Raw genomic sequence first — 11,830 nt, 5'->3', positions numbered from 1 at the left:
CCGGCTCCATGGCCCGGCGATCACCTACCTAAAATGGCACAATGACCTCCGAAACAACTGGCACAACATGACCGAAATGGGTGGCACAATGATCTAAGAAATAGCCATCAGGTACTAATATCCGAATTCAATCATATTTAAGATTATAGGGGGGTAATATAGATAAGGATTCTGAAAGCTTACAGCACCTATCTAAAATGGCACAATGATGTCCGAATAGCTATAAATGCGGTGTCCACGACCGGAGGGATTTGAATATTATGAAAGAGAAGATGTGGTGGATCACGGATAATGCAGCCATAGAAAATACATTTTTTAAAAAGATGTATTTTTTAATACTATAAAAAGCGCCCCTTTTTTATTCTTTGTTTTATCCCCGTTAAATGCATTTCCGATTATTAGATCCAATTTTCCATTGTTGTCTATATCTGCTGCATCCATTGAGAATGCTCTTTTGATATTTGCCTCAACAGGCAGAGAATAAGGTTGGAAATTAAAATTACCCTTATTCTTTAAGTAAATAAAACCTTCTTCCGGTTGTTGGCTATCAGTAAATAAACCTATAGCCGCTATATCAAGGTTTCCATCTCCATCAAAGTCGCGAGCTATTGCTTTTATAGCACCATTAAGGGGGAAAAAATACTGTTGAGTAAACTCATTATTACCATTATTTATAAAAATATATACTCCATGATAAGGCTTTAATTGAGGGATTCCGTCTCCTCTGTCCCCAGCCGTATATAGTATATCAGGATAACCATTCTTGTTAAAATCAACGAGTTCAAACGAGGTTGATCCATAGGTTGGAGGGAATTGAAGAACCTGTTCTTGACCAAATTTATTGTTCCCTTTATTTGTGAAAAGAAATATTCCTTCTTCACCTTGTCCAAATAATGTCCATAAGTCAGGTAGCCCATCGTGATTATAATCCAGTATATTTGTCTTTATAGCCCCTGCTACGGGACGAATTTCATGAGTTGTAAATTTCCCGTTGCCTTTGTTTTCTTTCCATAATAATCCGCCATTTACTAGTCCAAACTCACTAATTAGATAATCATTTTTATGATTACCACTAAGATCTGTAGATTTAACATGTACAGGTCTGTATAAATCATTAAATAGTGGTTGTTGTTCCCCAAGTTGAATATTGTTTTGTTCATCTACAGTAAGATGTGCTATACTTCCATCATTAGTATTTTTGCCCAATAGATCATAACCTATTTTACAGACTGTCATTTTATTTTGTTGAACGTCCATATCAACAATGGGACCGGTAGTTTCAAGTGAATCCAGAACCTGTAATTTGTTGTTGATCAGATAAAATGTATTTGATTCAGCCCGATGTATAAATGTTCGATGCGGTTTTACAGAGGTATCAACTTTAATAAAGGAAGCCGTATTTTTATTTCTGTAAAACAGTTTGGGAGGAAAATCTAATTCAAAGTAAGGAAGCCCTCTTTTAATTTGTTTTTTTCGGTTTTGTTGTGGCATTACCTGAGGTGCCTTTGTCATATAATAATTAATAATTTTTTGCCACTGGGATGAAGTCATAGCTGGTCGGGAAGGATAATAACTCATATCGACATCACTATAAAAACGATAGTATTGCCTATTATGATTAAATATACCCAGATATGGTCCCATCATTGCAAGGGTTATTTGCCAGTTTTCTTTATTTAACTCAGAAGGATCAGGTAGCCTATGGCATGATTGGCAGTACCGGGTAGCTAATTCCTTTCCCCGTTGAATACTTAAATCTTTCCATTGTTTTTTTGTTGTATATAGATTGTCTTGAAGGTTACTGCTGTCAGTCTGAGAAGTAGTGTTATTTTGTGTATGAGTGCTGGACTCATGAAGCCATAGATAAATTATAGTGCAGGAAATAAATACAAAAAAAGTTAATATGATTTTTTTCCAGTTCGTCAAAATAATTATTTTGGTGTTTAATGGCACTTTATCAGAAGAGTCGAAACTCTATATCACTATAATAAAGTCATTTTGTAAAAATATAGGATATGATTATATCACTGAAAAAAATAAATGGGAGGATTTCGTTAAGTTAAAGCCTAAGTTCAATCATTCTATTGGCACTAACTGATTTTTTCTAATACTATTTGGAATGAATTATATTGAACAAACTCTGAATGCATTTTTTGTGATTCCACTATTCGGAAATAGAATAAGGTTTTTTTCAATCAATACGTTCGTGCATTTGGATAAATTCAGTCGGTGTCATTTCTTTCAGTGATTTAAACTGCCGGTTAAAATTAGAAACATTATTAAATCCTGATTCATAACAAACCTCGGAAATATTAAATTTTTGTTCCATTAATAATTTACATGCATAACCTATTCTTACCTCATTTACGTACCTCGTAAAGGTTTTTTTGTGGATACGCTTAAAATACCTGCTGAATGCCGAAGGGTTCATGTTAGCCAGCTCAGCCGCATTATCCAAGCATATTCCATTTTTAAAATTATTCATGATGTATTCATAAACCGGCACTATTTTACTATTTTTCCTTTTCCTAAAAGAGTTTACATACCCTGCACTGGATAGCATGCTGAATTCCTTTTGTTCAGACAAATATTTAAGCAGTTCCAACAAGGTAATTACTTTATCATATCTAGGCAGTTCAAATATCTTATCAATAGTTTGAGAGATGTAATTGAAAGAGATTTCCTTAAATCTGATTCCACGGCTTGCCCTCACTAATAAGTCATTAATACAAGTCATTTCAGGAATTTCTAATAGACCTTCGGGAAATTGTTCATGAAAATGAATAACATAATTTTTTGCTTTGAGGTTAGAATCTTCCTCAAGATAAATATTATCATACAACCACAGGTGAGGTAGATTTTTTCCTATCAATACAATCTCTCCGGAACTAAATTTTTCAATGCTATCTCCGATAAAACGAGTCCCTGTACCCTCCAAAATAAAAGTTAGCTCCACTTCTGGATGATAATGCCATACTTGTAAAAAGCTTTTATAGGAGTGGCTTTCCAGGTTAAAGGATTTATTCGGATTGATAGTTCGATTAATGAGTTGTGCCTTCATCATATCCCTATTTCGTAAATGTTTTAGCAATACTGAACCAAATTGTTAATTTTGGAATTATAAGTCAAAATTTTATTGTAAATGCAAAAAAAGTATATACATTAGTCAAAAAAATAGAACATAAATTAAGATACTGTGGTTTTCTTGCTTTTTATCAACTCCAAGAGATGACTAATTCCGTTCCCTCCAAAATAGATATATAGATGATTAGAGAAATAAGTTCAAGTCATGAAAAATCATTCAAGGATGTATCGAAGAATGGGAGGTCAAATTATTTATATTAAAAATATTTGTCTTGTTGAACAGAAGTTATTGAACTTTTACTTCAATGCCGAAGCAGTAAGCGCTTTTCAATCCTAGGCATTCGCCCTGAACAACAAGATTTATTTCATATTTCCCGCAAATTTTCTTCATTATCCAACATGATGTTGAATATAATTTATTGAATGGCTTTGTCCAGTTTTGGAAGTGCCGTTATAACTGATAGTTATAGCAGATAATTAATCTGTATTGGTGCCCCGCCAAGAGGTTCCCTACCTTCAATTTTCAATATCTTTCAAGAAGAAGGTAGCACATTTTATGGATTTAACTGCAGTCTATAAAAAAGGATTGTTTATTATTTTAAGTCTGTTTTGTCTTACCCATTGGGTAGGTCCGCCATTAGCCCTTTTACTGGGCATTGTTTTAGCTGTAACCATTGGAAATACATTTGAAAAAAAGTCAATTGATAATATGGCAAGTTGGCTACTTAAAGCCTCGGTAGTGGGACTCGGTTTCGGCATGAATTTCAATGATGCGGTAGAAGTCGGAAAAGATGGACTGGTTTTTACTATTATCTTTATTGTCAGTACTCTTGGCTTGGGATATTTTCTGGCCAAAAAGCTGTCGATAGATTCTAAAACCTCAACTCTTATCTCTTCCGGAACAGCCATATGTGGAGGAAGCGCCATTGCAGCCATAGCACCAGTTATTGATGCCAATAATCGACAAATTTCGGCTGCATTGGGTACTGTTTTTATTCTTAATTCTGTAGCGTTATTTATATTTCCATTCGTGGGAGATCTCCTGCACTTATCCCAAACACAATTTGGCTACTGGGCGGCCTTTGCTATTCATGATACCAGCTCTGTGGTAGGTGCAGCGGCAAGCTATGGATCTACCGCCTTGTCTGTTGCTACAAGTGTGAAACTGGGACGCGCCCTGTGGATATTACCTCTTACATTCGTAGCTTCCCTTGTATACAAAGTCAAAAGTAATAAGATCAGTATTCCTTATTTTATTTTTTTATTTGTGGGTGCCACATTGTTAAACACATTTGTACCCTCAATTTCGGAAATTACCGTTTGGATTGTCCCTCTGGCCAAGCAAGGTTTGACCTTTACCTTATTTCTAATCGGAAGCGGGTTAACTATAAAAGTAGTAAAAAGAGTAGGGTTCCGCCCTTTGATTAAAGCTACAATACTCTGGATCTGTATCACCATTGGTTCTCTTTGGGTAATAATTATGTTCAGATAACGCTTCCTTTGGTTAGAGCATTTAATATGCTAATCCTCCCTATTTTAGCAGTAGATTATTCATTGTAAGAAATCAACTCTTTGGACTTCAAATAAAAAAAATACTGTGTTTTTCTATAAGTGCAAAATAAGTATCTCTATAAGTCAAAAGATTGGTAGCATAAAGGGAGACGGATTATAACCTTGGTTAGAGATTTTTCCTGAGTATCCGGTTGTCAGGATTTAAAACTTTGGTAATTGGTAAGGGGACAAACATAATGGAAAGCCTCCTGAAACCCCGGAAAGGTTAATGAGGAAAATCATTCTAACTAACAACTAAAATAAATAGGTTAACCAATGATCGAATACGTAATGCATGATGAGGAAGATAATGTCGGTGTTGTAGTGGTGGATATAGATACCGGCCAACTTGCCCGAGGTCGAACTTTGCACGGCAATGGAGCACCTGAAGTTAAAGCATTGTCGGAAATTCCGCTTGGTCACAAAATAGCTTTGCGAGACTTTGAACCAGGCGATACAATTATCAAATATGGCGTTGATATCGGGCAAGTGGTTGAGCCAATTAAAACCGGAGAACACGTTCACGTTCACAATCTTAAAACAAAAAGGTGGTAATTAGTATGAGCATTTCAACATTTAAAGGCTATCGTCGCGAAAACGGACGGGTCGGCATTCGCAATCACGTCATAATTCTCTCGGTCGATGATATATCAAATAGAGCTTGTGAAGTGGTGGCAAATCATATTGAAGGTGCAAAAGCTTTGCCTCACGCCTACGGTCGCTTGCAATTCGGCGAAGACCTTGAACTTTTTTTTCGAACCATGATCGGTATGGGCTCCAATCCAAATGTTGCGGCTTGCATCGTCATTGGTATTGAACCCGAATGGACCCAACAAATTGTAGACGGTATAGCAGAAACAGGAAAGCCGGTCAAGGGATTTTCTATTGAGCGATCAGGAGAGTTAAAGACAGTTGCCAAAGTTTCCCGGCAAGCCCAACAATACGTTCAATGGGCTAGTGAACTAAAGCGGGAGGAGTGTGAAGTTGGCGAGCTTTATATTTCTACTAAATGCGGGGAATCCGATACCACAACCGGCCTCGCTTCGTGCCCTACCGTCGGGAATGTATTTGATAAGGTGATTGATCTTGGGGCTACAGCCTCATTCGGTGAAACCTCTGAGCTGACCGGCGGAGAACATATTGTAAAAGCCAGGGCTTCAGATGAAGAAGTCGCTGAAGAGTTCATGGAAGTGTGGAATAGCTATAACGATTTTATTTTGGAGAAGAAAACGAATGACCTCTCTGATTCTCAGCCGACTAAGGGGAACATTCGCGGTGGATTATCCACCATTGAAGAAAAGGCGTTGGGCAACATTGAGAAGCTCGGGAAAAAAAACAAATTCGTAGGCTGCTTGAAACCGGCCGAGGCGCCAAGTAATAAAGGCCTCTGGTTTATGGATACCTCTTCTGCTGCTGCCGAAGCCGTTACCTTATGGGCGGCCTCGGGTGCGGTAGTTCATCTATTTCCAACAGGACAGGGTAATATTGTGGGCAATCCAATTGTGCCCGTCATTAAGCTATCGGGTAACCCACTTACCTGTTCGACTATGAAGGAACATATCGATTTGGACGTATGCGGGCTATTACAGGGCGATATATCGGTTGAGGAGGCCGGTGATCAACTAATTGACTTGATGGTTCGTACCTGTAACGGTCGGTTAACCGCGGCTGAAGCACTTGGACATGAGGAATTTGTTTTAACCAAATTATACCGGAGCGCATAACTATGAGTCATAGCTCAACAACGTATAAAAAGAAGAGCTCCTCTGTACCAGCTAATCGATACAAACCAGAATCTGTTAGACAAATCATAATAGCGATTGCTACAGAATCTGGTGTTACACCATCGGATGCCTGTTTATTTGCTGACGCGCTAATAGAGGCTGATCTGCAGGGTACCTCCACACACGGAGTGTCTCGTCTGAAGATCTATATCGATCGAATTCGAAAAGGACTTATTGATCCGGCGGCAAAACTCGAGGTCGAGCGTCAGCGAGGAGCTACTTTGGTTGTCAATGCCGGCAACGGGCTCGGACAGGTGCAGGCGGTTAAGACTCTTAAAACACTCATGCCTGTTGCAAGAAAATATGGGGTGGCCGCTTGCACCATCCATAATTCGCAACATTGTGGTGCGTTGTCCTATTATTGTAACCAGGCAGCCAAGAACCATATGATCCTATTTGCCACGACGAATAGCGAGCCTTCGATGGCACCTAAGGGAGCGAGTGAAGCCTATTTCGGGACGAATCCATTGGCCAGTTCATTTCCTACTGGCAAAGGATATCCAATTAAGATTGATCTTGCCACTTCTCTGGTAGCTCGCGGAAACATTATTGCTGCTCAAAAAGAGGGAGAATCTATTCCGCGCAATTGGGCACTTTCCGAAGAGGGTGAACCTACAACCGATGCTGCAGAGGCCCTGGCAGGAACGATGCTTCCAATGGCGGGCCATAAGGGGTACGCCCTGGCCATGATGGTGGAGATTTTTTCCGGCGTGTTGTCAGGTGCGGCCATTGGTCCATCAGTGGGCTCTATGTATGATGACATGGATCGCCAGCAGGATGTCGGTCATTTTTTTTGTCTTTTGGATATTTCATCTTTTATGGATATAGGTGAATTCAAACAACGCATTGATACAATGATTGAGGAAATAAAGGCATGTCAAAAACGTCCCAATGCGAATGAGATTCGAATTCCTGGAGAACGTTCCCACCAGACGGCAAAACAGAATAGCAAGCAAGGAATTATTATTGAAGAAGCTACGCAACAAGAACTGCAACGTCTGTGCCATGAACTCGATATCGAATATACACTTTAATAAACTGGGAAACTTGTTACAATCAGATAATGACGAAACCTGCCATTTTAATTACGGAAAATATCAACGGTCGGTGGATCAAGGAATTGAAAACAAGATTTACGGTGCGGATTGAACAGAATCTATGGAAATCCCCTGACAAACTTAAAAACATACTGCCCGACTACTCCGCAGTGATCGTAAGAAATCAAACTCATTTATCGAAGAAGATCCTTGTCAAGGGAACAAAACTACAAATCATTGGTCGTGCAGGCGCCGGTTTGGATAATATCGATGTAGATGTCGCCTCCCAAAAGGGAATTGTTGTTAGCAATACCCCGGATCAAAATTCAATTTCTGTTGCTGAACTTACCCTTGGTATGATGTTATCACTTGCACGTAAATTGAAGCCAGCACATGATCATGTGCTGGAAGACGGTTGGCAAAGACAGCGCTTTATGGGCACTGAATTGTATGATAAAAATCTGGGAGTGATTGGTTTGGGGCGTATTGGATTCCTGACTTCTTTAAGGGCAAATGCTTTGGGAATGAACATTCTTGCCCATGATATATACGTCAGCCCCGATGCAGCGTCCGTGACAGAGACTCACGCAGAACTGGTTGGATTAGAAGAGCTGCTAAATCAGGCTGATTTTATATCATGTCACCTGCCGCTAACCCCTGAAACAAAGCATTTTTTCAATTATGAGCAATTTTGTCGAATGAAGTCTACTGCATTTTTTCTGAATCTTTCACGCGGGAAGGTAGTAGATGAAGAGGGATTAATTCGCGCTCTTCAGGAAGGAGAAATTGGCGGGGCAGGATTGGATGTACGCGAAAAAGAACCGCCTGAAAAAGGTCCTCTCTCTCGCATGGATAATGTTATCCTGACTCCTCATATTGCCGCCTTCACCCAAGAAGCACAGGAACGTGTAACATCCGCTGTATGTAAGGATGTAACTTCGGTTTTGGAAGGAGATGCAGCCAAAAACTTTGTCAATTTCCCCAAACCCAAATCATCGCAGGCATTAATATAAGAAAATGTTAATACCAATTTTTAAACAAATAAATCCAAATTATGAAAACTTATCCTTTATTTCTTAATAACCAATGGGTTATGTCTGATGAAGCCATAGGAATCATCAACCCTGCCAGCAGCGATGTTTTTGCCAAAATGTCTACCGTAGATCGAAAGGGAGTTGCCAAGGCATTAGACGATGCACAAGTAGCCTTTCAAGGTTGGCGTAAACTTACCGGTAAAAAACGCGGGGAATATTTGGAAAAAATAGCCGATGAACTGGAACAGCAAAGCGAAGAAATCGCCCGCATTATAACGTGTGAAAACGGCAAACCACTTGCACAAAGTTCCGGTGAAGTTGCAATGTCAGTAGATCATTTACGATGGTTCGCCGGAGAAGCACGACGTACTTATGGCCGCACAGTACCCCATCAAGATGAAGGCAAACGCCATATCATTACCAAAACACCTGTAGGAGTTACAGCAGCAATAAGCCCGTGGAATTTCCCACTGGTATTAGCTCTGCGGAAGATAGCGCCAGCATTGGCTGCCGGCTGCCCGGTTATTTTGAAACCATCCAGTCAGACGCCAATTTGCGCAGTTGCACTTGCAAAATGTGTTGAGAAAGCAGGCTTGCCCCAAGGGGTATTTCAACTTGTAGCCGGTTCGGCATCTGAGATTTCTCAGGAATTTTTAGATAATCCCATTTGCAAAAAAATTACTTTTACCGGTTCCACTGAAGTAGGTCGTATACTGATAAAAGGTGCGGCTGTCAGCATTAAACCGTTATCACTTGAATTGGGGGGACATGCCCCATTTATCGTTTTTGAAGACGCTGATTTAGAAGTAGCGGTTGAAGGCGCGATGATTACTAAATTTCGAAATACAGGCCAATCATGCATCGCTTCCAACCGCATTTATGTCCAGAGCTCTATTTACTCAGATTTCCTGGAATTGTTCGTTGAAAAAACACGTGCACTAAAGATTGGAGGAGGCCTGGAAGACAATGTAGACATTGGTCCTTTGTTCAATGAAGAGGGCTTAACTAAAGCCATAGAGCATATTGAGAATGCTGTCAGTTCTGGAGCAGAATTAAAGTGTGGTGGAGAACAAATAGATAGGGAGGGATACTTTCTCAAGCCTACGATACTTGCAGATGTTCCATCGGATGCCGACTGTATGACTGAGGAAACATTTGCACCTATCGCTCCTGTAAGCTCTTTTGACTCCGAATCTGAAGTAATCGAAAAAGCCAATGATACACATTATGGCTTGTGTGCATATGCCTATACTCGCGATGTCAGTCGTTCTTTTCGTCTGATGGAATCATTAGAAGCCGGCACGATTGGACTGAATGATGCTGTTCCCAGTACCAGCCAATGTCCTTTTGGTGGCTTCAAACAAAGTGGATGGGGACGCGAACTGGGTTCCGAAGGAGTAGAGGCTTTTCTTGAAACTAAACACGTTTCATTGGGATTGGAAATATGAACCATATCACAATCACCGTCCATTTGAAGGAAGAGGTGTTAATTTAAACTATAAACGGCAATTTTATTCCCCCGATAGCCCTGCCTCAGGATAGTTTAATAATAAAAAGTTACTTTTTCTGTGACAGGTGCAATAAAAGTACATTCATAAGTCAAAAGATTGGTAGCATAATGCTGGGGAGCTCATAAATTGGGATATACGTCTGAATACTTGGTTGTCAGAGGTTATTAAGTGTAATTGCAGGGGATATAACCATAGTGGGAACAAGATATTCAGCTGCCTGAAAGCTAACAAAACTTGATTGTTATGAGTAAAGATACACGTGTGACCCATTCGGAATCGAATAAAATCGATCGTCGGAAGTTTCTCAAAAATAGCATGCTGGGAACCGTAGGGGCCGGGCTTACTTTCTGGGGAGGGAGCGATTTGTGGGCGGCGGATAAAAGTCCGTTGATCACCAGGCCCCTGGGCCCGGGTGAGCAGTACAAGGTGGGGATCCTGGGCTGCGGCAACCGGAGTAAGAGCCATATTTCCGCCCTGAATGATGTCCCGGAGATTGCCATAGCCGCTCTGTGTGATTTGGTGCCGCATAAAATGAAGCGGCGCGCGGAGCTGATCGATCAGGGCCCTGAGCCAGCGATGTATACCGATATGGAGGAAATGTTCGGCCGGCAGGAGCTGGATGCGGTGGCGATTGTCCTGCCCAATTATCTGCATACGGAGCCGGCGATTGCTGCCCTGGAGGCAGGCAAACATGTTTTATTAGAGAAGCCTATGGCTCTCACGGTGCCCGAATGCAACGATATTATGGCCGCCGCTGAACGTTCCCGGAGGGCCCTGCAAATCGGAACGCAGTTGCGCCATAGCAGTAATTATAAGGTAGTGGTTGAAACGATTCGCGAGTCTCCGCTGGGGCAGCTCCTGCAATCTGATGTCAGCTCTTACCGGGGCGACTGGCGGGTGCCCGGCAACGATGAGTATCCTCCCGGGGTGGATTACTGGCGGCTGGATCAACAGAAGTGCGGGGGGGTCGTCTATGAGATGGGCGCTCACATTATCGACGTCAGCAACTGGGTGTTCGACAGCGAACCGGTCACGGTGACCAGCATGCAGAGCGTGAATAACCATACGCTGCGTTCCAGGGATTCTACCGATCACGCCGGCGTCCTCGTGCGTTACGCCAACGGTGCGCTTATGAATTACGGGGGGAACCTGTATAACTATGGACCCGATAGCCCGAACTACTTTTTCGCGGAGAACGGGTCCGTAGAATTTACCGGCGGAGAGGTCTCCATTCGTTACGGGCAGCCTAAAGGCGTGCCGACGCGGGGAGAGGTGCCGGAACCACAGAACAAATCCCTGCCCGGGGGAGATGGAAACGTCGGGCAGTGGAAACATTTTGCCCGGGTGCTGGCCGGAGAGGCAAAGCCTTATCCGGATGGATACATGGGGCGGCAAACCGTTCAGATTTGCCAGGGCGCGGTTCTTGCAGCCCGGGAGGGCCGGGCCGTGGAGGTAGACCAACTCGACACAATCGCGGAGCTTTGATGAGTAGCTAATCAATGAATAATAACCTAACGGAAGAGATACATGAAAGACGATAGTACGACGGTTACGCGAAAACAATTTTTTGCCACGCTGATGCCGGGAGGAGCCCCGGGCGGCGCTCCCGAAAAGGCGGCCGCCGGGAGCGAGCAGGATGAGTTCGTCAGCCTGTTTAATGGCCGTACGCTGGAAGGATGGCATACGAATATAGGAGAGCTTGATCGCGGTGGGGGTACGGGGGGGAGATGGACCGTAGAGCAAGGCGTAATTACGGGCCAGCAGGATCCCCCCGGTTCTGGAAACGGTGGGATTCTGATGACCGATCAGGCGTACGGGGACTTCGAGCT

General features: G+C 42.1%; 10 protein-coding genes. 8 read left to right on the top strand and 2 right to left on the bottom strand.

Annotated elements, in window-relative coordinates:
* Nucleotides 1-315: 315 nt before the first annotated feature.
* Together BUB16_RS20675 and BUB16_RS20665 are read right to left on the bottom strand one after the other, a co-directional pair.
* Nucleotides 316-1,926 (bottom strand): FG-GAP repeat domain-containing protein, encoded by a 1,611-nt coding sequence (locus BUB16_RS20675; protein WP_139240404.1) that lies wholly within the window; start codon nt 1,924-1,926, stop codon nt 316-318.
* Between the two features lie 265 nt (nt 1,927-2,191).
* Complete coding sequence (locus BUB16_RS20665) at nt 2,192-3,064, bottom strand: AraC family transcriptional regulator (RefSeq protein ID WP_084088487.1); 873 nt, start codon at nt 3,062-3,064, stop codon at nt 2,192-2,194.
* Nucleotides 3,065-3,640: 576 nt separating this feature from the next.
* Between BUB16_RS20665 and BUB16_RS20660 the strand changes: the two genes are divergently transcribed.
* The 8 genes from BUB16_RS20660 to BUB16_RS20625 all read left to right on the top strand — a co-directional run.
* Nucleotides 3,641-4,576, top strand: a complete 936-nt coding sequence (locus BUB16_RS20660; protein WP_073068702.1) for a YeiH family protein — start codon at nt 3,641-3,643, stop codon at nt 4,574-4,576.
* A 335-nt stretch (nt 4,577-4,911) separates the two neighbouring features.
* Nucleotides 4,912-5,190 (top strand): UxaA family hydrolase, encoded by a 279-nt coding sequence (locus BUB16_RS20655; protein WP_073068694.1) that lies wholly within the window; start codon nt 4,912-4,914, stop codon nt 5,188-5,190.
* A gap of 5 nt (nt 5,191-5,195) precedes the next feature.
* On the top strand, nt 5,196-6,359 hold the full coding sequence (locus tag BUB16_RS20650) for a UxaA family hydrolase (protein ID WP_073068692.1): 1,164 nt from the start codon (nt 5,196-5,198) through the stop codon (nt 6,357-6,359).
* Nucleotides 6,360-6,361: 2 nt separating this feature from the next.
* Entirely contained in the window at nt 6,362-7,453 is a 1,092-nt protein-coding gene (locus tag BUB16_RS20645) for an Ldh family oxidoreductase (RefSeq protein WP_073068690.1), read from the top strand.
* Between the two features lie 29 nt (nt 7,454-7,482).
* Nucleotides 7,483-8,469, top strand: a complete 987-nt coding sequence (locus BUB16_RS20640) for a hydroxyacid dehydrogenase (RefSeq protein WP_073068688.1) — start codon at nt 7,483-7,485, stop codon at nt 8,467-8,469.
* Nucleotides 8,470-8,510: 41 nt separating this feature from the next.
* Complete coding sequence (locus BUB16_RS20635) at nt 8,511-9,938, top strand: NAD-dependent succinate-semialdehyde dehydrogenase (RefSeq protein ID WP_073068686.1); 1,428 nt, start codon at nt 8,511-8,513, stop codon at nt 9,936-9,938.
* A 306-nt stretch (nt 9,939-10,244) separates the two neighbouring features.
* Nucleotides 10,245-11,486 (top strand): Gfo/Idh/MocA family protein, encoded by a 1,242-nt coding sequence (locus tag BUB16_RS20630; protein ID WP_073068684.1) that lies wholly within the window; start codon nt 10,245-10,247, stop codon nt 11,484-11,486.
* Nucleotides 11,487-11,528: 42 nt separating this feature from the next.
* Nucleotides 11,529-11,830, top strand: a 302-nt coding sequence (locus BUB16_RS20625; RefSeq protein ID WP_139240403.1) for a 3-keto-alpha-glucoside-1,2-lyase-like domain-containing protein, incomplete at its 3' end; no start/stop codon positions are given.

The sequence above is a fragment of the Fodinibius roseus genome, assembly GCF_900129315.1.
Lineage (GTDB): Bacteria > Bacteroidota > Rhodothermia > Balneolales > Balneolaceae > Fodinibius > Fodinibius roseus.
This window is presented reverse-complemented; position numbering and strand designations above follow the sequence as displayed.

What these genes read in the sequence shown, in the direction of transcription:
- BUB16_RS20660 (WP_073068702.1), top strand. Translation starts at nt 3,641, where the DNA reads ATGGATTTAACTGCAGTCTATAAAAAAGGATTGTTTATTATTTTAAGT.
- BUB16_RS20645 (WP_073068690.1), top strand. Translation starts at nt 6,362, where the DNA reads ATGAGTCATAGCTCAACAACGTATAAAAAGAAGAGCTCCTCTGTACCA.
- BUB16_RS20665 (WP_084088487.1), bottom strand. Translation starts at nt 3,064, where the DNA reads ATGATGAAGGCACAACTCATTAATCGAACTATCAATCCGAATAAATCC.
- BUB16_RS20635 (WP_073068686.1), top strand. Translation starts at nt 8,511, where the DNA reads ATGAAAACTTATCCTTTATTTCTTAATAACCAATGGGTTATGTCTGAT.
- BUB16_RS20650 (WP_073068692.1), top strand. Translation starts at nt 5,196, where the DNA reads ATGAGCATTTCAACATTTAAAGGCTATCGTCGCGAAAACGGACGGGTC.
- BUB16_RS20640 (WP_073068688.1), top strand. Translation starts at nt 7,483, where the DNA reads ATGACGAAACCTGCCATTTTAATTACGGAAAATATCAACGGTCGGTGG.
- BUB16_RS20630 (WP_073068684.1), top strand. Translation starts at nt 10,245, where the DNA reads ATGAGTAAAGATACACGTGTGACCCATTCGGAATCGAATAAAATCGAT.
- BUB16_RS20655 (WP_073068694.1), top strand. Translation starts at nt 4,912, where the DNA reads ATGATCGAATACGTAATGCATGATGAGGAAGATAATGTCGGTGTTGTA.